General features: G+C 67.8%; 19 protein-coding genes and 2 pseudogenes. 11 read left to right on the top strand and 10 right to left on the bottom strand.

All coding sequences use genetic code 11. The features are described 5' to 3' along the window. Positions 1–114: 114 nt before the first annotated feature. The 3 genes from BJ999_RS25730 to BJ999_RS25720 all read left to right on the top strand — a co-directional run bounded on the left by BJ999_RS25730 (position 115) and on the right by BJ999_RS25720 (position 4850). Positions 115–1389, top strand: coding sequence for a hypothetical protein (locus BJ999_RS25730; RefSeq protein ID WP_179835666.1), 1275 nt, complete (start codon positions 115–117; stop codon positions 1387–1389). Between the two features lie 717 nt (positions 1390–2106). Further along, positions 2107–3660, top strand: a complete 1554-nt coding sequence (locus BJ999_RS44090; protein ID WP_218935225.1) for an ice-binding family protein — start codon at positions 2107–2109, stop codon at positions 3658–3660. 407 nt (positions 3661–4067) lie between these two features. Next, positions 4068–4850 carry a L,D-transpeptidase gene (locus BJ999_RS25720; protein ID WP_179835665.1) on the top strand — a complete coding sequence of 261 codons (783 nt, stop codon included), beginning with the start codon at positions 4068–4070 and terminating at the stop codon, positions 4848–4850. A gap of 799 nt (positions 4851–5649) precedes the next feature. Here BJ999_RS25720 and BJ999_RS25715 read toward each other — a convergent pair. The 3 genes and pseudogenes from BJ999_RS25715 to BJ999_RS25705 form a co-directional block, all read right to left on the bottom strand. Then, positions 5650–6336: pseudogene (locus BJ999_RS25715) on the bottom strand (transposase family protein). Between the two features lie 1259 nt (positions 6337–7595). Continuing rightward, positions 7596–10358 (bottom strand): tetratricopeptide repeat protein, encoded by a 2763-nt coding sequence (locus tag BJ999_RS25710; RefSeq protein ID WP_189269941.1) that lies wholly within the window; start codon positions 10356–10358, stop codon positions 7596–7598. A 910-nt stretch (positions 10359–11268) separates the two neighbouring features. Then, a complete protein-coding gene (locus BJ999_RS25705) occupies positions 11269–11667 on the bottom strand; it encodes an alpha/beta fold hydrolase (protein ID WP_179835663.1) in 399 nt (132 codons plus the stop codon). Between BJ999_RS25705 and BJ999_RS25700 the strand changes: the two genes are divergently transcribed. The 4 genes and pseudogenes from BJ999_RS25700 to BJ999_RS25685 all read left to right on the top strand — a co-directional run bounded on the left by BJ999_RS25700 (position 11589) and on the right by BJ999_RS25685 (position 14711). Further along, on the top strand, positions 11589–12086 hold the full coding sequence (locus BJ999_RS25700; RefSeq protein WP_338070784.1) for a TetR-like C-terminal domain-containing protein: 498 nt from the start codon (positions 11589–11591) through the stop codon (positions 12084–12086). The genes BJ999_RS25705 and BJ999_RS25700 overlap by 79 nt on opposite strands. A gap of 361 nt (positions 12087–12447) precedes the next feature. After that, positions 12448–12654, top strand: a pseudogene (locus tag BJ999_RS25695) (TOBE domain-containing protein); the annotation flags it as partial. Between the two features lie 144 nt (positions 12655–12798). Continuing rightward, positions 12799–13071: an extracellular solute-binding protein gene (locus BJ999_RS25690; RefSeq protein ID WP_179835661.1), complete on the top strand. Its 273-nt coding sequence runs from the start codon at positions 12799–12801 to the stop codon at positions 13069–13071. A 230-nt stretch (positions 13072–13301) separates the two neighbouring features. Further along, on the top strand, positions 13302–14711 hold the full coding sequence (locus BJ999_RS25685) for an FAD/NAD(P)-binding protein (RefSeq protein WP_179835660.1): 1410 nt from the start codon (positions 13302–13304) through the stop codon (positions 14709–14711). A gap of 814 nt (positions 14712–15525) precedes the next feature. Here the strand turns inward: BJ999_RS25685 and BJ999_RS44185 are convergent. Then, the gene (locus tag BJ999_RS44185) at positions 15526–15912 is read right to left on the bottom strand and encodes a hypothetical protein (RefSeq protein ID WP_229810354.1); all 387 of its coding nucleotides are present in this window, start codon (positions 15910–15912) and stop codon (positions 15526–15528) included. A 358-nt stretch (positions 15913–16270) separates the two neighbouring features. Here BJ999_RS44185 and BJ999_RS25675 point away from each other — a divergent pair, with 358 nt between their 5' ends. The 3 genes from BJ999_RS25675 (at position 16271) to BJ999_RS25665 (ending at position 17151) form a co-directional block, all read left to right on the top strand. Next, complete coding sequence (locus BJ999_RS25675; protein WP_179835659.1) at positions 16271–16642, top strand: DUF1622 domain-containing protein; 372 nt, start codon at positions 16271–16273, stop codon at positions 16640–16642. A gap of 18 nt (positions 16643–16660) precedes the next feature. After that, positions 16661–16801: a hypothetical protein gene (locus BJ999_RS25670; RefSeq protein WP_179835658.1), complete on the top strand. Its 141-nt coding sequence runs from the start codon at positions 16661–16663 to the stop codon at positions 16799–16801. A gap of 80 nt (positions 16802–16881) precedes the next feature. After that, positions 16882–17151, top strand: a complete 270-nt coding sequence (locus BJ999_RS25665) for a hypothetical protein (RefSeq protein WP_179835657.1) — start codon at positions 16882–16884, stop codon at positions 17149–17151. Positions 17152–17337: 186 nt separating this feature from the next. On the opposite strand, the gene BJ999_RS25660 is transcribed toward BJ999_RS25665, so the two are convergent. The 6 genes from BJ999_RS25660 to BJ999_RS25635 all read right to left on the bottom strand — a co-directional run bounded on the left by BJ999_RS25660 (position 17338) and on the right by BJ999_RS25635 (position 23344). Beyond that, positions 17338–18339, bottom strand: coding sequence for a hypothetical protein (locus tag BJ999_RS25660; RefSeq protein WP_179835656.1), 1002 nt, complete (start codon positions 18337–18339; stop codon positions 17338–17340). Positions 18340–18382: 43 nt separating this feature from the next. After that, positions 18383–18670: a hypothetical protein gene (locus tag BJ999_RS25655; protein ID WP_179835655.1), complete on the bottom strand. Its 288-nt coding sequence runs from the start codon at positions 18668–18670 to the stop codon at positions 18383–18385. 136 nt (positions 18671–18806) lie between these two features. Continuing rightward, positions 18807–18980, bottom strand: a complete 174-nt coding sequence (locus BJ999_RS25650; protein ID WP_179835654.1) for a hypothetical protein — start codon at positions 18978–18980, stop codon at positions 18807–18809. Position 18981: 1 nt separating this feature from the next. Next, the gene (locus BJ999_RS25645) at positions 18982–19281 is read right to left on the bottom strand and encodes a hypothetical protein (RefSeq protein ID WP_179835653.1); all 300 of its coding nucleotides are present in this window, start codon (positions 19279–19281) and stop codon (positions 18982–18984) included. Positions 19282–19745: 464 nt separating this feature from the next. Beyond that, entirely contained in the window at positions 19746–20954 is a 1209-nt protein-coding gene (locus BJ999_RS25640; protein ID WP_218935224.1) for a N(5)-(carboxyethyl)ornithine synthase, read from the bottom strand. Positions 20955–21820: 866 nt separating this feature from the next. After that, a complete protein-coding gene (locus BJ999_RS25635) occupies positions 21821–23344 on the bottom strand; it encodes an MFS transporter (protein WP_179835652.1) in 1524 nt (507 codons plus the stop codon). A 112-nt stretch (positions 23345–23456) separates the two neighbouring features. On the opposite strand from BJ999_RS25635, the gene BJ999_RS25630 reads away from it, so the two are divergent. Next, positions 23457–24242: a TetR/AcrR family transcriptional regulator gene (locus BJ999_RS25630; protein ID WP_179835651.1), complete on the top strand. Its 786-nt coding sequence runs from the start codon at positions 23457–23459 to the stop codon at positions 24240–24242. The last annotated feature ends 105 nt before the right edge of the window (positions 24243–24347 follow it).

The raw sequence follows: 24347 nt of genomic DNA, 5'->3' as shown, positions 1-24347 counted from the left end.
ACTCCGGCATACGCCTTTCCGGAGCCGGCTGTTGAGACCGCGCCTTGGGATCCGGACGACAGTCCGGCGCGCGCCAGGGTGGAAACGGCGCTGATCATCGCTGGGCTCGGTGCCATGCTGCTCATCCTGCCCCGATATGCCTGGGGTGACGGATCGTATCGTTATGTCCAGCTTGCCGCGATGCTCACACAGGGCACCATGCCGGACGCCAAGTACTCCATGCTCGGCCCGGTCCTCTCGGCTCCCCTCTGGTTGGCGGGAAAGGCGTTCGGAGCGGAAGAATGGTGGTGCCTGCGTTACAACGCCTTTCTTCTGATTGGCGGGGTGACCTTCTGCTACCTCGCGCTGCGCGGTAAGATCCCCCGACGCCTGCTTCGGACCTTCATCTTGTTGCTGGTGTTCGGCTCGATGTTTCCGTTCCACCAACTGTGGTATTACGGGGAGGTTTTCACGGCGATCCTCGTGATGACGGGCACCGTCGCCATATTGATCAACAAGGTGAGGCCTGGCTGGTTCGCGATTGTCATCGCTGTGGCGAACACTCCTGCGACGCTCCCCGCGCTGACGTTGTTGACCGTGCACCGGATCTGGGACAGCCGGCGGCTTCGCTGGGCCCTCGCGGTGCCCGCCGCGGTCACATTGGTATTGCTGGAATCATGGGTTCGGCGGGGTAGTCCCTTCGCTACAGGATACGAAACCAATCATGGCAACCCAACTATCATGCCATATTCGGGTCTTCCTGGTTTCAGTTATCCGATATTCTTCGGGCTGCTGTCGCTGACCCTGTCCTTCGGTAAGGGACTACTGTTCTTCGCGCCGGGGTTGTTTCTACCGGCACGCGGCCGACTGAGAGGTCTGGCTGGCAGGTGCAAGGGAATCGACCCGACCTGTCCCTACGATCTGTGGATGGCCTTCGTGATAGGCCTGATCCTTACGTACGCCACCTACTGGTCATGGAGTGGAGCGACGTTTTGGGGTCCGCGGTATCTGCTGTTCGCCTCGATCCCGGCATCCTTCGCGCTGGCCGTCCGCCTCTTCCAGCCGGGCCCGTCGATCGCAGCGGACGTCATCACCGTGGTGGCATTGGGGATGTCGCTGTGGGCAGGGCTCAACGGCGCCGTCTTCGGGGACGTGGACACCTCAAAGGTGTGCTGGCCGGACGGAAACGGACTCTATGAGGCTCCGCTCTGCTATTACACGCCGGAATTCAGCGCCCTCTGGTACCCATTTGTGGAGAACAAGACCCTCACCACCGGCCAGCAGATCTATCTCCTGTACGGCTTGGCCGTGGCTGCTTACATCATGTGGCGGCCGGTGATCCGCCTCGCCCGAGAAGCCGGTGGGCTTCTGGCCCCCGCCGTCGTTCGGGCAAGAAGCATGCGTTGGTGAGGCTGCCGCCTCGGCGAGAGGGCGGCTGCGAGGATACTGATCGAGAGTCAGTGCCGGGTTAGGCGCTGCCCGGGGTGATCAACTGGCCGGCGCGAGTGCGGTCCGCGGCGCGCGGGTACGGCGGCGGTGCCCTAACTCCAGGGCAATGACCGCGTCCTGGCGTTGTTGGCGGCAAGCAGGTCAAACTGATGCCACCGGCATCGGTGAGGCGCAACTGCGTGGCTGGCACAAGGTGTTCCTTGCGCACGCTCGGCCACACTCCTTCGGCTGGCCGGTGAGCACCTGTCCGGTCGGCCACCTAGGCGCCCCCCTGAAGTGCCGGCTTGCGGGGGAATCGGACCCTGGCGCTTCCCAGTTCCAGCTGCCCCGCCACCGGGTTCCCTCGATCCTCCCGGGCGGAGCTCGACGCCGACCATTGACTGGGCAGGGTTGGCAACTGGAGCTCTCGCCGAAGTGTTGCTCTACTCGAGTGGTCATATATCTGGATGAGGCACAGGCCGGTTGCGCCCTATTTGCACCTAAATCTCTATATATCGGCGGTTCAAGCAACTTTGGAATATTCGCGCAAGAGTTGATCAGGATTTGGGTGGCGTTTTAGATAGCTTGATCCACTGTCGGGGATGTCTCTGCCGGACTTGAGGCACATCCCTCACTGGTTCTGTGCGTCCGTGACGATGGGCGTATCTGGTCTCGCAATACGGGAGGAAAATCCGCCAAATGAAATCTACCTTTTTTGTCGGTGCGTCGTCTCGCAGGACCTTCGTGCTTTCCTGCTTGGCGGCTGGCGTCGCGTGCATTGTCGGCGTGGCCATATTCGTCGCTCTGCAATCCAGAGCCAGAGCCGCGCAAGCGCCTGTGGACCTTGGCACTGCCAGCAGCTTCGCGGTTCTGGCCGGCACGACGGTCACCAATACGGGCCCTAGCGTCATCAATGGAGACTTGGGGGTGAGCCCGGGGACTGCAATCACCGGATTCCCGCCGGGCACAGTGAACGGGGTACAACACAGCGCCGATGCGGTCGCGCTCCAGGCGCAAACCGACTTGACTGCTGCGTACAACGACGCCGCCGGGCGGACTCCGCCCATCAGCGTCTCGGGAGACCTCGGCGGTCAGACACTCGTGCCAGGTGTCTACCAGTCCACGTCCTCGCTCGGGCTGACCGGCACGGTCACCCTCGACGGGCAGAACGACCCGAACGCCGTCTTCATCTTCCAGATCTCATCCACGCTCATTACCGCATCGGGCAGCGTTGTCGCCCTCGTCAATGGCGCCCAGCCATGCAACGTCTTTTGGCAAGTGGGCAGCTCCGCAACACTGGGTACCAACTCCACCTTCGTGGGCAACATCCTTGCCCTGCAGTCGATCTCGGTGAACACCGGAACGATCATCGACGGCAGGGCACTGGCTCGGAACGGAGCGGTCACCCTCGATAGCAACACCATCACGAGGTCCACCTGCACGACACCGACGCCGACGCCGACGGTGACGGCTCCGACGCCGACGCCGACGGTGACGGCTCCGACGCCGACGCCTACGGTGACGGCTCCGACGCCGACGCCTACGGTGACGGCTCCGACGCCGACGCCGACGGTGACGGCTCCGACGCCGACGCCTACGGTGACGGCTCCGACGCCGACGCCGACGGTGACGGCTCCGACGCCGACGCCTACGGTGACGGCTCCGACGCCGACGCCGACGGTGACGGCTCCGACGCCGACGCCTACGGTGACGGCTCCGACGCCGACGCCTACGGTGACGGCTCCGACGCCGACGCCTACGGTGACGGCTCCGACGCCGACGCCTACGGTGACGGCTCCGACGCCGACGCCTACGGTGACGGCTCCGACGCCGACGCCTACGGTGACGGCTCCGACGCCGACGCCTACGGTGACGGCTCCGACGCCGACGCCTACGGTGACGGCACCGACGCCGACGCCTACGGTGACGGCTCCCACGCCGACGCCTACGGTGACGGCTCCCACGCCGACGCCTACGGTGACGGCACCGACGCCGACGCCTACGGTGACGGCACCGACAACGAAGCCCACGCCGAAGCCGACGGGGACGGCGCCCAAGCCGAAGCCGACCTGCCAGCACCATGGCAAGGGCGAGCATGGCCAGAAGGACTGCACCTGCGATAAGCAGTGCCAGGAGCAGTGCCAGTCTCAGGGCAAGCCCAAAACGTGCCACAACGGGCTTCCTCAGGCACCCGCTCCTAAGCCGGTCACCGGGGACTACTCCGTGACCGACTGGATGGCCCCGCCGAGCTGAACCATCGTGTTCCTTCGTCGTGGAGGAATTGAGTCTCGACGAAGGTTCGTGATGGGGTCTTAGCGGGTCGCGAAGGGCCCGGCCTACAGAAACATGGGCCGGGCCCTTCGTCCTGCGAGGGTTCCGATAACGCACTTGCGCATCGAGGAAATGAGACCCGGCTTATGTGGAGCGTTCGCAGTCGAACGGCACAAACCGGCCACTGTGAGGAACTCGTCCCACTCGCCTGCTCCCTCGAGTCGCTGAACTAGACGTTCTTCAAAAAGGGAACAAGCATCCGTTTTTGGGACCTCCCGCTACGATTCTTCGGGACGGTCAACAGTCATAAACGCCTATGGTGAGCCCCTCACAGTGCGATCACTGTGTGTGATACAACTGCTGCTAACAGTGAATCGCAGGAGGGGGTGATGAGCGTGGGACTTAAGTTCTGGGCTGGTGTCGTGCCGGGCGCCGCGGCGATTGCCGCCATGGTTACGGTGGCCGGCTGCAGCGGTTCGCACGGGGGGCGGGCTCAAGGGGCCGGCGTCGACAATTCGAAGCTCGTGGAGGCGACCACCGATTCGACGGTTCTCAAGGCGCCGCTGGATGGTAACTCGTCCAAACCCGGCGACGGGACGGTGCTGCATCCCAATACGCCGCAGACGGTGTACGAACGGCCAGGCGGCGCTCCGATCGCACGGCTACCAGTGACACAGCTGAACAGCCCTACTTGGACGCCGGTGATCGCCAGCCAAACTGGCTGGCATCAGGTGCTGCTGCCATCCCGTCCTAATGGCGCTACCGGATGGATTGCTGCAAACGACAGTCTGCAAGGGGCGTTCACCCCCTACGTCGTCAAGGTTGACCTATCGGACCGGCGGCTCATCCTGCTGAAGTCGAACAAGCCAACGGGGAGTTGGAAGGTTGCGGTGGGTGGCGCCGCTACCCCTACCCCGGTCGGCCGCACGTTCCTGCTCGCCTCACTAAAGCCGTCCAGGCCGGGACCTAGCCCGCTGATCCTTCCCGTCGGCGCGCATTCGCAAGCCCGCGACACTATCGGAGGTGGCCCGGGCACGGTCGCCCTGCATGGCTGGCCTGACCGGTCGGTCTTCGGGCGGGCGACCACACAGGGCAGCGTAGCCGTCCCCGAGGATGCGTTGAAGGCGTTGTCGCTCGTGCCGTTGGGCAGCCTGGTCCTCATCAGCAACTGATCCCGGGACTCGACCTCGCCGTCTGTGAGGATCGCCCGTCTGGCCCCAGACCGCCCAGACGTTGAACGTCACATTGGTCTTAGGGACGCAATCCAGTAGATCTGCGGTGGATCGCCCAAGAATGTCGAAGATTTGCGCTTGCCGGAGCGGCGAATCTGCCTGGTCGTAGGCTTGCTGGGCCAGTTCGATCGCGGTGGGGCACCTGTTGTCCTAGTAGGCGCTCATGACGCTGGCGGCGGTGATCCAGCCCCTGCAGCAAGAGGTCCACGATGCCATGGCGGGGCCGGGTGGCGGTTGCCGGGGGGACATCGGCGGCGTTCTGGTCGCAGAGGTGGTACGCGCATGTTCTGTCCGCAGCGGACAGTCGGCCGACCCCTGCCGGTGGAGGTGCGCCCCTCGGTCAGACGACGCTTGGCCGAGGAACAGGTGGCGGGAGTCCTCCCTGCCGCCGCACACCAGATCTAGTCCCAAATGCCGGCTGGTTAGCATCATCATCATCATCATCGGGTTGCGGAAGGACACGGGTTGCTCTCCCGCAGTCAGGGAGCCACGGGAGCCGGTTTGGGAGCCACCGCAGTCAGGCTCCAACGACTCAACGCGACTCAGTCAGGCGTTCGTGCAGGTGAGAGGCTTCCCGTTCGACTCAGATCGACTCTCCTGAATTGCTTCACACCGAAGAGGCCACTGGTTCGAACCCAGTATCGCCCATGTTTCCCCAGCTCAAAGACTTGCTCAGATGAAGAGCAGGCCTCTTTGGCATTGTCGCAGCACCGAAAAGGTCACGGAGGTCTTTCCGACTTCAGTTGGCGGGATGGTGCAGGGTGAGGATCGCTTGGACGATGGTGGTCAGGCGGCTGGGGGAGCAGCGGGCCTTCCGTAGGATGCGCCGGCTTTTGAGGGTGGCGGCGTCCTGCTCGCCGGGGGCGCGGACCTGGGCGTGATGCCGGTTGAACAGCTTGTTGCGTTTGCCCGAGTCAGCTGCGCTTTCGGCGCTTGTAGGGCGTCCCGATCGCGCCGCCCGCGCCGACGTATCCCTTGTCGCCGTAGCAGGCGATCACCCGGCTGGTGAGCGCGTCGATGATGCCGTGTGTGCGGGCGGCGGTGAGATCGTGCGTCGAGCCCGGCAGCACCGGCGACGCCCAGATCAGCCGGCCGTGCGGGTCGGTCAGGAACTGGATGTTCACCCCGTGCCGGTGGTGCTTGCTGCGATTCGCATTTCCTCCCGCAGGTCCGGTGCCAGGTCGGCCAGCAGCGCGATGACCTCGGTGACGTGGCGGTGCGCGGTCGCCAGACCGACACTGAACGCGGCGGCCAGACGAGCGAAGGTCTCGTTGCAGCGCAGGTGCACCAGCACCAGCAGCGCCTGGCGGCCGGGGTTCAATGCACGCCAGCGCGAGCCGATCCGGTCGCGGTGGCCGGCGATCAATTCGGCCACGAAGGCACGGGTAACGGGCGACAGATCCAGTGCAGCACGGTAGAACAACACCAGAGGCTCCTGGCAGGGCGGTTGTTTTGGTCGACTTCGCTCCTACCAGGCGCCTCGCCGCGTCACCCGCCACCCCAGCCCACCGCAACCACTTTGTGACCAGCACGATCAAGCTGGAAAAGGCTCACTGTGCAACGCGGCGGCTGCGCGTGCAGTACATAGGGACCGAGTGCGCGAGTACGAGCGCGAACGGGACTGTCATTGTGCCCCGTGGGGATTGCGGCATCCAATCACTGGTTCTTGTTGATGTCCCCGTTAGTCTCAATTTTCGGCGGAATTGATCAGTTTTTGTCTCTCTGTGGGAAAAATGGACGCGAGGAGATTCGGAACGTTTGTCGGCATCTTGCACCTAGTGAAATCATCGAATGCTTTTCACTTCTGTGATGACGGCCGCAGGATGGTGCGCCAGGATCCTCGTGCGCTCGAGCGATGGAAGCATAGGCTCGTTGGATCCGGGATCCGGGATCCCGTCGACGTGCTTGTCGCAGGCTCTGATCTGGTTGGTTGAGCGCCCGTACCGGCGCTGACCGCCAGCAGGTTCGGGTGCAGCGGCCACCAGTGTTTTCGCGGGCGGCGACCTAGCCGGAGGCGGGACTCGACAGATCGTCACGCAGCGGCCCCGCGCCCAGCCGGGCCTCGAAGGGATCTCTCGGCCAGCAGGTCGAGGTGATCACCTCGGAGGTCACTCCGGACGCGGCCAGACGTCCAGTGTCCAGGCCCTAGAGGCGGTTTTGCGACATCAGGTGGAGGTGTTGCAGCGGCAGATGAAGCGGTCGTGTCCTCCGTAGGCGGATCGAGCGGTGACCATGACGCTGTTCTGGCCGGTGCCCGCCGTTGATTGTCGGCGCTGCGGTCGCTTGTGTCGCCGCGCACTGTGCTGCCGTGGCGTCCACGTCGTGCAATGTTGCTGGATCGTTCTGAGAAGGATTCGCGCCTTCCGGGGCCTGGCCGCAGGCGCCCCGCCCCACTGGCGATCTTTCTCGCAATCGAGCGTTTCTAAGGGAGGACACCTACCTTGATCCAGCGCCCGATCTCGCCAATGCGCCAGATTGTGTGGGGTGGTCAGTGGGCGGGATGGTCGAGGTGGCTGGGGCCCAGCACCTGCCGGAGCCCCCGGCCAGTAACTCCTCGAAGGCGGTGGGCGCGCCCGCCGCATCCTCCAACCTCACACCTCTCGGTGATGGACCGGCCGGGCCTGAGGCGCGTGCGCCCACCGCCTGGTGGGTGGTGGGCGCACGGTGTGGCCGGGGTGGTGGGGATCAGGTGTGCTTGCGGCCCTTGTGGGGGCGGTTCTGGTCGCCGGGAATGATCTGCCGCCGGGTGGTGTCGGCCTGGTCCTGGATGGTGGTCAGGATGTGCGTGGGGAGGTGCTGGGCGCGGAAGTGGTCGACCATGCGGTCGAGGGTGGCGCTGGCGGCGGTGTGGTCGCCGGCCTTGGCGTGGACGGTGGCCAGGCGGCGCATGGCGGCGTTGAGGGTGATGTCGTTGAGGCCGCCCGGGCCGGTGGAGGCGTCGACGGCGGCGGTCAGCTGGGTGACGGCGTCTTTGGTGTCGGGTTGCCGGATGTGAAGCCGGCCGTCGCGGATGTGCTGGTAGTGGCGGCCGGCGTTGGCGCCCTGGGCGAGGTGGGAGTAGACGGCCAGGGGGTGGTCGGGGAAGCGGTCCGACAGTTCTGCCAGGGCGTCGTTGCCCGCTTGCAGGGCGGGTGAGTCCGAGCCCAGCAGGGCCATCAGGGTGCCGGCCTGGTCGCCCATGAGCAGTTCCCCGGCGTCCTGGTCCTCGCCGGTGCGCGGCAGCCGGATCCGGATGGTCAGGTCGGGTGAGACCACGCGGGAGCCGTCGGGTGCGGTGTAGAGGGCGCGGACGGTGTAGAGCCCGGGATCGGTGAAGTACTGGCCGTCGGCGCCCGCGCCCAGGTAGGCCGACTCGTACAGGGCGGGCGCCTCGGCGGTCAACGTGGTCAGGGTGTCGTCGCTGTGCCCGTTGCACTGGCGGGCCAGCGGCCGGAACGGCCGGGTGATGCCGGAGGGGGCGGTGATGGCGATGGTGAGGTATTCGCTCTTCGGCGACAGGTCGCGGTGCACGGTGACATCACGGCCGTCGCGGGCGAGTTTGATCTCGACGGTGACGGGCTCGCCATAGGCGAACGGCCGGGCCGACAGGTTGAGGGCCAGGCCGGAATCGTCGGTGATCGGGTCGTCCATGGCGGCCAACGCCGGGTCTTGGGTGTTGTAGGCGGCGCTGCCCTGCGCTGCCCAGTTGGCCCCGCCGGGGATGATGTCGTAGCGGAAGGCGTGCCGCAGGTGGGCGAGCTCGTTGTCGGTGAAGGTGAACGGGAACCGGCTCCAGAAGACGTCCCAGCCGCTACTGCCGTCCTCGGCGGTGTACAGGTTCCAGTACTGCATCCATGACAGGTCGCCACGTCCATCTCTGGGGCCGAGCGGGGCCCCGGAGTCGTTCTTCTGCCACGAGTGCTGCAGGTTGAGGCAGTGGCCGAGCTCATGGACGTACAGGCCGAGGATGAAGTAGCCGGGCTGACCGTTGATCTGGTCGTAGAAGACGGCCATGCCCTGCCGCTGCTTGCCCTCGTTGACATCGAACATGACACCCGTGCTGTCGTTGACGTGCCGACTGGCTACGAACGCCCACAGCTTCCACTGCTCGGTCTCGGCGTGGCCGGAGAAGTTGTGGAGCATCGCGGTGTGCAGTTCGGAGTCCGACCATTTCAGGTCGGTGCCGGAGTCGGCGGTGCCGACCTCGTTGACCGTGCCCGCGGAGCGCAACTCGATGCCCGCCTCAGCGAAGGCGGACGCGATGGTCAGCTGCCGGTCGACGTAGTCGGGCGGGCCCGCCACCGCATCGGTGGCGGTGTTGTAGGAGGCCAGCGCGGCCCGGTTGGCCATCGCGTCGATCTCCAGGTCGATGGTGCGCAGGTGCGCCGACTCGTAGGGCAGAACGTAGGGGACGACGTTGCCGTCGTTGAAGCGCAGTTCCAGCCGCAGGTTGGGTGTGGGGGAGCCCGCGGCCACCCGCGGAATGGTGATCTTGGCGGTGCAGCCGACGTACGGTGGTTTCCACTGCACGCTGCCGACGGCGGTCACCTCGGTGGCCGAGGCGGCGATGGCCGGTGCGCTGACGCGGAAGGAGTACAGGAAGGACCGCGTCGCGCCGTTGACCTGGTCGATGTCGCCGCTGAACTGCCGCGTCGCGCCGAGGCCGTCCAGATCGACACGCACGGTGACCGGGTTGGGTGCGGCCGAGGTGGACCAGCGGCCCACGATCGGCTTGTACTGCGTGGTGTAGGGCGCGGGCAGCGCGGCGAGCTCGGGCATCAGCGTGGTGAGCGCGCCGGTCTTCTCCGGGCCGGTGTTCCAGTTGAACACGCACCCGTTGCCTCCCTTGATCAGCAGGCTGCGCTTGGCGCTCGACACGTCCGGCAGCGGCAGGACGTGGTCGTAGTCCCGCAGCCACTCGGCCGGCAGCTTCGCCCAGCCCGCGGTGGGCTGCGCGCCCTCGTAGATCCGGCACTCCCGGGTGCAGCCGTTTCGCCAGTCGATGGTGGCTACCCGGTCGTTCTTGAACACATAGGTCGTCCAATAGGGCGACTCGGCCGTGGAGTCCATCAGCAGCGCGTCCACGCCCTCGCGGTAGCCGACGGGCAGCATCGTTCCCCAGGCCGGTAGTCCGTCGGCGTGCCTCAGCTCCGTGACCGGCCCCTCGCTGCGGACCTTGGTGTCCCAGTGGTACCAGCACACCCGGTCGCCTTTGAACAGCAGCATCTGCCAGGACCCGCCGGTCATCGGCAGCATCAGCGCGCCCTCACAGGCACTCTTGTACGGTTCAGGAATACCGTTCAGCTTCCCGCTGTGAATGCTCGTGGCGCCGATCGGCCCGTTGTGGTCCAGGCCCGCCGCGCTGGTCTGCGCCATCTGATCGCCACGCACGAACATCGCTTTCCATGCCCCGGTCGGCAGCACCAGCGCCGAGTTGTACCCGGTGTTCTTGATCCGCATGAAACCCACGTAGAGCAGCCCCTTTGCTATGTACCCGGTTTCCGGCGAACCGGGTCCCACGGCACTGTCCCCCCGCCTTCCCGGGAGGGCAACCCGCACCCAAGGGCGCCACAACAACGGACCGAAAACACAAGCCCCAAAACCACGCGCATTTCCGGGCAGGAGCGGTCAGCTCGCCACCGTCGAAGCGATCCAGCTACCACGACAGCACTTCCCGCCCGAAGCGATGCAGGCAAGCCGGCACAACGCGACACCGGGCTGCTTCCGCCCGTCCCAGTCCACTTATCCGAATTGGCCGCCCAGTCACCCAGCGTGCTCACCTTGGTGTTTCACCCCGGACTCGGGCGAGGCTGCGCGGGCGCCTGTTGACTGGAGTGGCCCGTGGGATCGGCCGCCAAGCCACACCCACCACGGGCCAACACCGGTCATGACGCAATCGGGCCACTGACCGGGCAGCGCGCGCCCGGCACCGCCCTGGGAGCAGGTGATCGCACCGCTCTCACCAGAGCCACCGCTGGACCCCGTGTGCACGGGCCTACGGACATCCGTGCTACGGACTTCGGAAATCGACACCCGAACCGGGCCGGACGCTGTCCAGGAGTGTCGAGAAAACGTGTTGGAACTTCCGACTATTCATCTGGCCTTGCCCCACCCTTTTCCGTGCAGGCGTACGTATCGAGAGAGCCCTATTGCGAACACTTTCGACCGGCGCCCTGATCGGATGCACGCGGGTGTCGGCGGGGGCGCGGTGTTCGGACCCGGCAGGTACACGCGCTGGGAATAAGGGGGCGGTGTGCCCGGCGGGGCAGGTCACGGCGCCTGTGGTGGTGTCGATGACGAAGTCGTCCAGGGTGAAGCAGCCGGGGACGGCGGGCCGCAGCGGGGCGGGCTTGATGAACAGCGCCCAATCGGTGTGGAATCAGGACGTGGTCGTTCGAGGGGCGAGGTGGTCGCGCAGGAAGGGGGTGACGAGGGCGGCGACTGTCGTCGGGTCGTCCAGGTGCGGGTAGTGGCCGCTGCCGGGCAGGAGTTCGACCCGTGCGTGCGGGAAGGCCGTTCGCTGGTCGGCCAGGGCCGGGGGGACGAAACGGTCTCGCGCTCCCCAGATGACCAGGGCGGGGCGGTCGAGTGCGGCCAGCCGGGGCGCCAGGTCGTGGCCGACGTTCACCGGCACCGTGCGGTACATGCGGCGCAGTGCTCCGCGCTGGCCGCGATCGAATCCGGCCGCCAGTTCCCGGCGTGAGTGCCGGGGGAGCGTGTCGAAGTACCAGAGGGTCGGCCCCAGGAGAGGCCGTGCGATCCGCTCACCGGCCGTCACCGGCGGAGATCCTCCTCGAAGCCCTCAATGGCGGAGCCTCGCAGATCGCCCCGCTCGAGGACACCGGACACCTCGAGCCCGACCTGAGAAGCTTCGTGCTGAGCAGCGTCCTGGGCGCCCGCGGAACCGTCGCATCCCTGCTCACCACCCTGATGGCCGAAGCCCAGCGCGACCCTGCCTTCGCCGCCTCCTTCCGCACCGGCTTCCTGGCCCGCCGCCGCTCGCTCATGCGCACGCTCCTGGACCGCGCCGCCGCCCGCGGCGACCTGGCCCCCAACGTCGACCTCGACTTCATCGTCGAACTCTTCTACGGAGCCCTCTGGTACCGGCTCCTCGCCGACAGCGGCCCCATCGACCAGCACTTCGCCGACCAACTCACCGCCACCCTCCTCGTCCATCTCCGCCCGGCCCCCGCGTGACGGCCGGACCGCGGGCCTCGGTCGATGACATCGGGAACCGCAGTAGTCGGCGACCCCCCACCGTCACGGCCACCCGCCCGCACACCGGCGCCACCGAAGCCGAGGCCGGCTGGGGCACCTGGGCCACCACTTCACACCACCCGTGAGGCATGTGGCGGCACTTCCCGGGGGCAGGCGTTGGCCTGGTGGCCGTGGGAGAGGACGAGTTGGTGGGCGAGTTCGATCACCGCGGCCAGGACGCGCTTACCGGTTTTCTTGTCTTTGCGGTTTGAAAGGTTTTGAGGTGGGGCTCGGGCTGCCGATGACGACGCGGACCGAGCGGACCGGCGAGCTCCTGCGGAGCGGACGCTTTCCACTGCCGGCGGCCCGCAACCGGCTGCGCGGAATCGTGACGGACGTCGTCCGGGACGGGGTGATGGCCCAGATGGAGAGCACCACTGGCCCCTACCGGGTGGTGTCCCTGATGAGCCGGGAGGCCACCGACCAGCTCGAACTGCAGGTCGGCGTGCTCGCCGAAGCAATGATCAAGTCCACCGACGTCGTCGTCGAACGCCACGCTGCCGGCTGACCGCTGCCGGTTCACTCCCGAGGAGTTGCTTGGTCATGCTCGCAACGGCCGCGGCCGGTTGCGGCGACGCCGACAAGGCGAGTGGCTCTGGTGAGAGTGACAAGACGGTGACGCTGTTCGCCGCCGCCGGCCCCGCCACGACGAATGTCCCTGGAAGAGAACGTCAAGGGCGCCCTCAACAAGGTCGCTCTCGGCGAGGCCGACGCCGCGCTGGTCTACCGCGCCGACGTCCAGTCCGCCGGCACCAAGGTGCACGGTATCGCCTTCCCCGAGTCTGCCAAGGCCATCAACGACTACCCCATGGCCACTCGGACCAAGGCGCCCCAGCCCGCCCTGGCCAAGGAGTTCGTCCAGCTCGTGGTGTCGCTGCAGGGCAAAGGGGGCGCCCTGGCCGCAGCGGGTTTCGAGGCCCCTTGACCTCTCCCCACGTGTCGCCACCGCCCTCGGTGAGACCCGCAGGCGGGCCTCACCCGCCATCGACGGCCACGAGCACATCGGAGGCCATGATCCGCGATTTCGGCGGCGCAGGACGCGCGCAGGTCCGGACGGGGACGCCAAGGCCAGAACACTGTGAATGCCCGAAGTTGGCGACCGTTTCGGCCAGTTGACGATAATTCTTGTAGGGAACAGGGACTATCCTCGAATGTATGTCTGACCGTGCCGCTCGCAGCCAGAACTCGCCACTGGTCGCCGTGGTCGGTGGCGGTGCGAGTGCGACGCTCGTCGCCGCGCACCTGTTGCGGCGCGCCGGTCCGGTACCCCGGCTGCTCCTCATCGACAGGTGCGGCCTGCACGGTCGAGGGCAGGCGTACTCCACCGAGGACCCGAACCATCTGCTGAACGTCCGTGCGATGAACATGAGCGGCGTCCAGGATGATCCCCGCCATCTGGTGCACTGGGCACGATCGCAGGGGCTCGAAGTCTCCGGAGACGATTTCCTGCCGCGGACGCTGTACGGCCGTTACCTGCGAGATCTGCTCGACACCACGGCTGGGCGGCCTGGGCAGGTGACCGAGCTGACCGGCACCGTGGTGTCGCTCGTGGCGGAGCCCTCGGCGGCGGGCTGGCGGCTCGGCCTGGCCGATGGCACCTCCTACCGTGCCGATGCGGTCGTGCTGGCCGTCGGCAACCAGGCGCCGCGTCGCCTGCCATGGGAGCCGCCACGGCCTCGGTACATCGCGGATCCCTGGCGGCGTGGAGCGTTGGACGGCATCGACGACGGCGAGCCCGTCCTCATCGTCGGTACCGGGCTGACCATGGTCGACCTGGCCATCAGCCTGACCGGACGGCATCCGGACCGTGTCGTCTACGCCCTCTCCCGCCACGGGCTGCTGCCCCGGCCCCACCATCCGCCGCCCCGCCCGCCTGAGGCCCGGATCGTCCTCCCTGCCGAACCGCTGACCCTGCGTGAGCTGCTGCGCTGGGCAAGGCTCACCGTCGCCGCGAACGGCGGGGAGTGGCACGGCTTCGTCGACGCCGTCCGACCGCATGTCCCGGCCCTGTGGCAGAGGCTGTCCGAGGCCGACCGGCGACGCTTTCTGACTCTGGTCGCCCGGCACTGGGAGGTCCACCGCCACCGGATCCCACCCGCATCCGCCTCCCGGATCGACGCCCTGCGCGCCGCTGGACGCCTGCACATACTCCGCGGCGGCATCGACGACATCCGCGCTGTGGCAGAACGCCGGCTCTCGGTGCGGGTCAGGAGCGGCGGGAAGATCTCGAATCTGGAGGTCGGCTGGCTGATCAACGGCACCGGACCCGCCGCCACTCCCGGGACCGACATGCTGCTGTCCAGCCTCGTCACCGCCGGAATCGCTCGCCCCGGACCTCTCGGTCTCGGCCTGGACGCCGACCCCGACGGCGCCGTACGCGACGCCGCAGGCCGTCCCCACGAGAACCTGTTCACACTCGGACCGCCCCTGCGCGGTGTCCGCTATGAGACCACCGCCATCCCCGAGATCCGCGCCCAGGCCGCCGCCCTCGCCGACCGCCTGATCCTCTTCAGCCGCCCCGACCATCGAGAGCGCAGTAGGCAGAGCCAGCCCACGCCGTTCTAGGCCGAACAGCCGTTCACCTCCCAGCGTCGGCATCTGCCTACGCCCAACGGACAGACCGATGCCGTCGCCGGGCGCTCTGGAGACTCGCGTCACCCGGTGGGTCGCGTGAGACGCGAACCCGCAACCTACGGATTTGAAGAATTGACGTTCTGGCCCAAGTTCCCGCAGGTTAGAGCGTTCTCCTCGGCGCTCTCGTGTCTCCCGATGACCGCTTCGCAGGCTCGGGAGCCAGCAGGGAAGCCTCCTCCCTCAGATTCGAACGCTTCGCATATTCCCGAAGCGCTCACGCGGGTGGCCGATCATCTTGAGTGCGTCGTCCGGCGGCCGTACCGCTGTCACGCTGGCCGCTTGCCATCCTGACCTGGTCGAACGCCTTATCCTGGAGAGCGCGGTCGGGCTACCTCACTGGCCCGATCGACGCACCCGGGTAGGCGCAAGCATCATCTTCCACCCTCGGACCGAACCGGTTACTTGGGCACTGCTCCACACCTTGATGCGCCACGCTCCCGGCCTGGCCCTGAGAATGCTGCTGGCCGACCTGACGCGCCGCCCGATCACTGAACTGCTCAACGCTCTCACTACCGCGCAGCGTGGCGCGTTGCTGGATTGTTCGGTCAGATGCGCTCCGGCGCCGGATTCGGCAACGACATCCGCACGGGGTGCACCCCGACCAAGACGATGGTCGCCAGCGCGCGCCTCGCATACCAGGCGCGCTGTGGCGCAGAGTACGGCGTGCGTATTGGTCCGGTATCGGTGGACCTGGCGAGCCGCTTGGCACAGGACGGGCTTGACCGGATCGAAGGCGAGGCCCATTTCACGGGGCCAGAGACGGCGAGACCGGATTGTCCCGTACACGGTGTTCATCGACCCGCAGCTTGGCCGCGCCGGCATGACCCGAGCGTGAGGCCAAGGCGGAAGGACGCGCGATCCGGGTGGTGAAGCTCCCGATGAGCGCCGTCATCCGAGCGATCGAGACCGGGGAGACACGCAGTTTCAGAAGGCCGTCGTCGACGCGGATAGCGGGCGTATTCTGGGCTGCGAAATCCTTGGCAGCGAAGGCGGCGAGATGATGACCGTGATCCAGGTCGCCATGCTGGGCAAGCTCACCGCCCCTGCAATGGCGGACGCAATCTTTATGCACCCGCTTCTGGCGGAAGGCCTCAACACTCTCTTCGCGATGTTCGACGCCTAAGGTGGCCAACAGTCGGTACCGGCGTGCGAACAGGTCACCGAGCGGCGCATCTGTGAGGAGTCACGGGCCCCAGCGCGGACGGGCTGCTTATCGCGTCGTGGCTGAGACCCTGAGCATGCACCCGTGGCGCGGCGATGTTATGACAGGCTCGATGGCGGCAATGACTCCCTTGCCGGCGCGGGATCCAGGCGAGTGTCGAGCGGGGGCGTCATGAGTCCGAAGATCGGTCATAGCGGTGCCTGTCGTCATTGCGGTGATCGGCCCGACCGCCGCGGTGGTTTACGTGCGGCGCGGTCGCCGAGGCGGGTGGCCCCCAGGGCGGGCCGGCCCCCGGCCCCGGTGAAACCGCGACGGCGCTGATCCGGCCGTGGACTTCGACGAGATCGTTGACGATGTCGGCCGGGCGGTGGATCTGGCCGGTGTCGCGATCATCGTCTGCGGTGCAGTGGCCGCCACCGCCGTCTTCCTGTCACGGCTCCTTGGGCGCCGGCAGGCACTTCCGGACCTCTACCGGCTCTACCGGCAGAACCTCGGTCGGACGATCCTGCTCGGCTTGGAGGTGCTGGTCGCCGGCGACATCATCCGCACCGTCGCGGCCTCGCCGACGCTCGGCAGCGTCGCCGTCCTCGCCGCGATCGTCGGTGTCCGGACGTTCCTGAGCCTCTCGCTGGAGATCGAACTGGAGGGCCGCTGGCCGTGGCGGAAGGCCGCGGCCGGAGTGGACCGCGATCGCGGGTAGCCAGGTCGCCATCGGCGCGTGCGCCGGCCGGGGCTCCTGCTCGGCGACCCGACGGCCGCGGCCTGGCTGGCGCGCACCGCACTGGCCGCAGGCTCCCACATGCTGGCCGGGGCCGCCGCCGACGCCGCGCAGCGTCTGGCGGACCCACCCCGGTTCTGACCGTCGCCGCAGCGCACGGGGGGGCGTCGCACACCGGACCCGGGCTGCCTGGCAGAAGCCACCGCACGACACTCCAGTCCATGGGAGACGGCCTCAGCGCGGAGGACCTCGGCGCCCTGTACGGCGCTCGATGCGACCAGGACCAGGCGATCCCCCGCCTGAAAGAGGCGCTCGACGGGTACCGGCAGGCCGGCGCCGACCGCGACCGGCCCCGCGTCCGGCGCCGGCTACGCGAACTCGGCATCCGCCACCGCCACTGGACGTCCCTCCCAGGCAAGGCGGTCACCGGGGGGGGAACAGCCTCACCAGCACGGAGCAGACCGTCGCCGACCTTGTCGCCCAAGGGCTGAACAACAAGCAGGTCGCCGCTCGCATGTACATCAGGCCCCCACACCGTCGCCCACCATCTCCGCCAAGCGTTCCGCAAGCTCAGCATCGCCTCACGCGTGGAACTCACCCGCATCGTCATCGAACGGACCGCACACCACCCATGACCCTCATAGCGCCCCGATAGACCCGTCCTCGTCTCGGGGACCTCACCGTGTCCATGGCACATGCACGATCGACTCTGGCCGTAGCGGCCACTCCGCGGTGGTGAGGCTGAGCCGGTCGTCGTAAGGAAACCGGTCGTCCTCGTCGCGTGGCAGCGTATTGCGGACGAAACAGCGGTGCAGGAGCAGTTCGCGGCGCTGGTCCAGTGGGTCCGGATCGTCGAGTTGGTCGGCCGGCTGTTGTGGAGGGTCTTCGCCGATGTCCACCTGGCCGTCCCAGTTGAGGTGCAGGCCGTCCTCGTCGGAGTAGAACCGGTGGAAGTCCGTGCGCCATTGCGAGTTGGATCCCCAGCCGTGCGACAGGTCCCTGGTGGGACGCGGCTCGCGGCGGGAGGTGAAGTACAGCGTCGAGGTGGTGGCCACCGCGGCGTCGATCAGGTGCCGTGGTGCCCGCACCCGCACACCGGCGCGGCTGAACAGCAGGTCACCGAACCAGAAACCGGGCCACAGCACCTCCTCAACGGTCACGCGCGTCGCGGAGGGATCGTGTATCACGGCGAAGATCTCGTGGTGGAACGGGGAGAACGCCTCGGCGTGCTCGAACGGGGTCAGCCCGATGTCGGTGAAGAAGCCGGTGTAGACAGCCAGCCCGTCGAGCTCCACCCTGCGAGAGCCGATCCACCCTGGGGTGGCGTTGATCCGCCACCCGCCGAGTTCCAGCCTGTGGGTGGAACTGCCCTCGATGACGGCGCGTCCTCCGGTGACTCCGAATCCCTGGGGTGGATCCCCCGCGGGGCAGAAAAGTTCGATCAGATAGTCGCTGACCCGGCTCAGCGCATACAGCTTCATGATCCGCCATAGCTGCTCGTCGTCGCCGGTGTACCCGCCGGCGGGGATCGGCTCCCGTTTGCGCAGCGTCGCCAGCTCGGCCAGATGCGCGGCCGCCGTCGGCTGCTGACCGACCAGGTATTCCTTACGCCCAGCGGCGTCGTGGCGGTCGTGCAGCTCTTCGTAGAGCCGACGGAAATAGGCCCAGTCGAGTTTCATCGCGACTATGATGAACCCGCCTTGTCTACACCGGCAACGACGTTTACGGGACGAGTCCTTCGGTGCAATCGTCCGGCGAACGCCGATCCAGTTGTGAAGCTGGGCGTTCGCGCGTTCGCCGGTGCCCGCGGAGCTTGGCGTGTGCGCGGTTGGCGTCCTTTAGCGGTTCGGGTTTGTCGCGTCCCTTGTGAGGCGTGAGGATGTGCGCGCCGGCGCCCTGGTAGGCATTGTCGGCCAGCACGAGCAGCCCGCTGGCGGCCGGTGCCCGGATGACGCCCCAGATCCGGGCCGCGGTCAGGTCGTGGACCGGGCCGTGCAGCGGTCCCGACACCCACAGCATCCCGTCCGGGGCGGCCGAGTTCGGCGACGAAGCTGCACTGGCCGCCTTGAGAACCTTGCGCTGACGCGAGGAGCGTGAGGACGGTCATGGGCAGCACGGCCGCCGGCATCGTCGGAGCCGGGCTCGGTCAGCTCGCCTCGCGTCGTTTCTTCCATTCGGCGACGACGGCTTCGACGTGTTTGCGGATGTCGTCACTGCGGTCCGCGCTGCCGTTGACGTCGCGGCACGCCTGGCCGTACTCGGCCCAAAGGGCATCGTCGGCGAGGCGGAACCTGCGTTGTGGGCTGCCAGGTGTGGGCATGTCAACCGCCCAGCTTCACGACCAGTGAGCGCAGGTGAGGTGATGCGGCGTTCTCCTGGCCGCGCTTCACCCACGTTGCGATGTGTTCGCTGATCAGCTCGGCGAGGCTCGCGCGCTCGTCGTCGGTGAGCTCGACGGTGGTCGTGGTGTCGGTCCGGCAGTGGTAAGCCGTGAAGAGGATGTCTCCGACTGCCTGTTCGGTGGCAGGGGGCTTGAGATTACGCTGAGCGTGCCAATCGGCGCTGTTGTTGACGACGCCCCAACCGTGCAGGGCTTCGGAGTTGGTGAGTTCGAGCCTCATGGGGCCGGTGCCTCTCGCTGTAAGGGGTGTGGCCACACCCCTTACCGCCACCCTATGGGTTCGGCCATATCCATCGGGTGGGACAACCTTGAACTCGACGCGGCCGCGTTGATCCGGGGCTGCTCGCTTCACGCCACAGCGACCAGATTCCGCCACGGGTCTTCCGCAGCCGTTCCCGCCGTCCCTAATCTGAACAGTTGGTCTGGGGTGTTTCGGAAGGGCAGGCAGCGTGGACGATGCGGCGGCGCGCCAGGCGGCGCAGGCAATTCGGCCCGGAGCACGACCGCACCGTGGAAGCCGTCGGAACCGGCGTGAGGCCGAGCCCAGTTGGTGAGCAGGGCGACCCGCGGCACCGAACGGCCACCGATCACTCCGACACACCCGGGAAGGCTGAGAGCCATCCCGGGCGATGCGGGCGTCCAGATCGGCTGCCTGAACGCGGCAGGGCCGCCGCCGGAACGTCTTCAGGCTGGTCGGCCGGTTGTGTGCGGGTAGTCGGGGGAGCGGTGCTGGAACGACAGGATGGCGGGGTTCTGGACGACGCCGTCGCGGATCTCGATGGCCTGCCGGATGGTCTTGTCGGCGTCCCAGGCGTCGGGGCCGGTGAGGACCGTCGCCAGGTGCGGGATCAGGGCCTGGCTGATCTCCCAGGTCGCGGCGTCCCACAGGTAGGAGGGGCTGTGGTCGACGCCGTAGTGGTGGATGTTGTGACCGATGGTGAACATGGGGTCGGTGAAGGTGGTCGGCCGGGCCCATTCGAAGCCCATGCTCTCGTCACATGAGACGTCGACGACGAGGGTGCCGGGGGAGAAGAGCGGCAGGTCGTCGTTGGTGGCGAACATCAGCGGGGCGCCGGTGTCCTGCAGGACGCAGTTGACGACGATGTCGTGCCGGGCGAGGAAGGCGGCCGTCGCGATCGGGCCGTCGTCGGTGAGGGCGCGGGTGCGGGCGGGGGCCTCGGGGTCGCGATCGAAATGGACGATCTGTGCCGAGTGGATGGGCGAGCCGACGGCGCTGACGCCCCGGTGGGTCAGGACGTGGACGTCGAGGACGCCGTGGGCGTTGAGGGCGGTGACCGCGCCCCGGGCGGTCGCCCCGAAGCTGATGACGGCGGCGCGGCGTCGCCGGCCGTAGGCGCCGGTGGAGCCGGTGAGGGCGAGGGCGTGCAGGACCGAGCAGTAGCCGGCGAGTTCGTTGTTCTTGTGGAACACGTGGAGGTTGAACCCGCCCTCGGCCGTCCAGTGGTTCATCGCCTCGAATGCGATCAGGGTGAGCCGCCCGTCGATGGCGGTCTGGGTGAGTTCCCGGTCCTGGACGCAGTGCGGCCAGCCCCACAGGATCTGGCCGGGGCGCAGTTCCTTGAGGTCGTTGGCCAGTGGTTTGAGCAGCAGGACGACGTCGCAGCGGGCGATGAGCCGGTCGCGGGGGAGCAGCCCGGCGACCTGGGGGGCGAGTTCCTCGTCCGAGATGCCGAAGGGTTCGCCGTAGCCGCGTTCGAGGTAGATGCGCGACCGCAGGCCGGGGTCGATCCGCCGGAGGTGCAGCGGATGTATCGGCTGCCGGTGCTCGTTCTCCTTGGCCGTGTGCGCCAGGACGCCGAGGCTCCGGCCGGGCTTCGGGTCGTTCTGTGTCGCGACGGCGCCGGAACGCCGAGGTTCATTCGAGATCGGCAAGACATCCCCTCTCGGGGGAAAAGCCGGTGGGGCGAGTCAGCCTCAGGGCTGGATGTCGCAGTTCCCCGGCTTCTATGACCCTACTTCAGGATGCGCAGGCGACGACCTCGCCAAAAGCGCACGCAGGAAGGCGAAGCAGAACGTTGACGCAGCCCCCGCCGTCCCCACCACGACCGCGGGGCGGCCGAACCGTCGGGCGCAACGCAGCGTCCCCCGACGATCCCGGCCCGCGGATCGACCCGCGCAGTCGAGCAACGCCTTGATGCCTGCCGGGCGTGGGCACCGCGTCCGGGTTGACGAACACGAGCCGGGGGGCCGGGCCCGCGCCGCGCCCGCGTGGCAGCCGTGGGCGAAGCCTGCGTTGCGTCCGGGTCTCGACCACCCGCGCGTCGGGGGCCGCGACCCCGCCAGCGTCACGGTCTCGTCGCCCGAGTCGTTGTCGACAATGCGGCCGGGCACGGCGCGCCTGAGAGGCGACGCAGTCCTCGACGTGGCGGGCGCTGCGGTAGGTGACGACGACGATCGAGACACCGTCCTCCCCTCATGACGCCCGGAAGCCGCGTCTGGAAGTCCAGGACGCCCACCCACGTGGGACGCAGCGAGATACGGGCCATCCTGGTGCTCGGCCTGGGCGAGGTAACCGGCGCCGCCTTCTCTCCTAGGAAGCGGCGCGCCGCTTGCGCCTGCTCGGGCACCATGCCGTCGACTTCGGTGATCGAGACCCGCCCGCGCAGCAGGAGCACGTGCGGAGGCTGGGGCTCGGTCTCAACCGCAACGGTGACGTCCGAACCCATCGGACCAGGGCGTCCCGCCGCGTGCGGGACGCCCTGGCCTGGGCCGACGAGACACCGCTCCGGCGGCCTTGTTCAGTGGGCGGTGGGCTGATTGTCCACGTCGGGGACGGCTTCGGACAGCGCGGCCTCCGCATCGTGCGAGGGCGGGCGCAGCACCACGAAGGCCAGGACCGCGGCGGCCAGGCCGCCGAACACTCCGGCGATCGCGGTGAACGACATCGCGTCGACGAAGGCGCTCTTCGCGGCGCCGGCCAGGGCGACGTCCCCCCGGGCGGCGGCGATGGCCAGCGCGTTGCCGATGGAGTCGCGGGCCGGGCCCGTGACGTTCTCGGGCATCGCGTCGGTGTAGGCGGCGGTGAGGACGCTGCCGAGGATGGCCACGCTGAGCGCCTGGCCGACCTGCTGGACGGTGTCGTTGACGGCGGAGCCAACGCCGGCCCGCTCGGGCGGGAGGGCGCCCAGCAGCGTGCCGTACGCGGCGGGGCCGGCGGTCCCGCTGCCCATGCCCATCACGACAAGCGCGATGACGAGGCGGGGATAGCCGTCACCCGGCGACATCATCGCGAGCAGGCCGAACCCTCCGGCCAGGAGCACGAGGCCGGCGGCGAGGGCGACGCGGGCGCCGAGCTTCTTGTCCACCACCACCCCGATGCCGTTGAAGGCCATCACGGCGACGAGCAGCGGGATGAACGCGAGGCCCGTCTTCATCGGGCTGTATCCGAGCACGAACTGCAGGTACTGGGTGAGCGCCAGCATCAGGCCGCCGGAGGAGAACGACAGCAGCACGATCGACAGACTTGCGCCGCTGAAGTTGCGGTCGCGGAACAGCTTCACCGGCAGCATGGGCTCGCTGACGCGCCGCTCCCAGAGGGCGAAGCCCACCAGCGCCAGGACCGAGACCGCGAACCCGATGTGCACCTGCGGAGCGGACCAGCCGTCCCGCGGGATGAAGATGACGCTCCAGACCAGGGCCGTCATGCCGACGGTCGACAGGACGGCGCCGACGAGGTCGGGCCGGCCGGCCGGGCCGCGCGACTCGGGGATGATCAGCACGGTCGCGATGACGGCGAGAGCGGCGATCGGGATGTTGATCAGGAACACCGATCCCCACCAGAAGTGCTCCAGCAGCAGGCCGCCGACGACGGGGCCGCCGAGCGCCCCGAGCATGAGGACCGAGCTCCAGATGGCGATCGCCTTCTTGCGCTCCTCCTCGTCGAAGACGTTGGTGAGGATCGACAGTGTTCCCGGCATGAGGAACGCGCCGCCCACCCCCATCAGCGCGCGGGCGGCGATGAGCTGGCCGGGCGAGTCGGCGAAGGCGGCGGGCACCGAGGCGCCGCCGAACAACACCAGCCCGATGATCAGGCCGCGCCGGCGGCCGAACCGGTCCGACAGCGCGCCAGCCGTCAGCAGCAGGCCCGCGAAGACCACGATGTAGGCGTCGAGGATCCACTGGATGTCGGAGTTGCTCGCGTGCAGGTCGCGGATCAGCGACGGGATCGCGACGTTGAGGACGGTGTTGTCGACGACGACGACGAGGAGGCTCAGGCAGAGGACGCCGAGGATCCACCACCGGCGGGGATGCGGGGACGACATGGCTCTCCGTTGGTACAGTGCACGATTTTTCGCACACTGTACTAATATTCGAACAGTGTGCGCAAGCCGGTACGCTGGAGCTCGACGACTCCGCCGCCCCGAAGGACTGCGCATGCCCCGCGACACCGACCCGATCACCGACTCTGTCTGGATGCGTCCGGTCAGGGCCCGGCGGGGCAGGCCGCAGCTGAGCCGCGAGGAGATCGTGACCGCGGCGGTCGAGCTGCTCGACGCCGAGGGCCTGGACGGTCTGAGCATGCGCAGGCTCGGTGCGACGATCGGTGCCGGCGCGACGTCCCTGTACTTCTACGTCGCGAACAAGGACGAGCTGCTCGAGCTCGCCATCGACGAGATCATGGGCGAGGTCGTGGGCCCCGACGCCGCCGAGGTCGGCTGGCGCGTCGCGGCCGGCGACTACGCCCGCGGGATGCGGTCGATGATCCTCCGCCACCCGTGGGCGATCGGCATCTTCGGCGTCAAGCCCAACATCGGCCCCAACGCGATGAGGGTGGGCGACAGGGCGATCGGGTTGCTGACGGCGGCCGGGTTCACGGGTCAGGAGATCTCCTGGGCCAGCTCGCTGCTGACGTCGCACGCCATCGGCACGGCCGTGACCGAGGCGGCCACGCGGACGATGACCGCCCAGACCGGGCAGAACGCCAACGACATCGTCGACAAGATGGAGCCCTACATCCAGCGCATCGCCGCCGACCATCCGAACCTCAGCGCGTGGTGGCTGGAGAACAAGGACGTGCATCTCGAGAAAGGCCAGGAAGACGGGTTCGACTTCGGGCTGGAGCGCCTTCTGGACGGCCTGGAGGCGTGGCTCGCCAGGAAGTCGACCCACACCCAAAGATCGACGTCAGCCGAACACCAAGATCTACCGGCCACGCCCTAGCGGCTCACGGGCTTCTGAGCGGCGTTGCTAGGCACCGCCGAGCAGCTCGCCGTCCCCGCTGACGAATTGATCGCCCTCCTCGCCGAGCTCCACGCCCTGGGCGAG

The organism is Actinomadura citrea (genome assembly GCF_013409045.1).
Taxonomy (GTDB): Bacteria; Actinomycetota; Actinomycetes; order Streptosporangiales; family Streptosporangiaceae; genus Spirillospora; species Spirillospora citrea.
The sequence above is the reverse complement of the archived record's forward strand: the minus strand, read 5'-3'. Positions and strand labels throughout refer to the sequence as shown.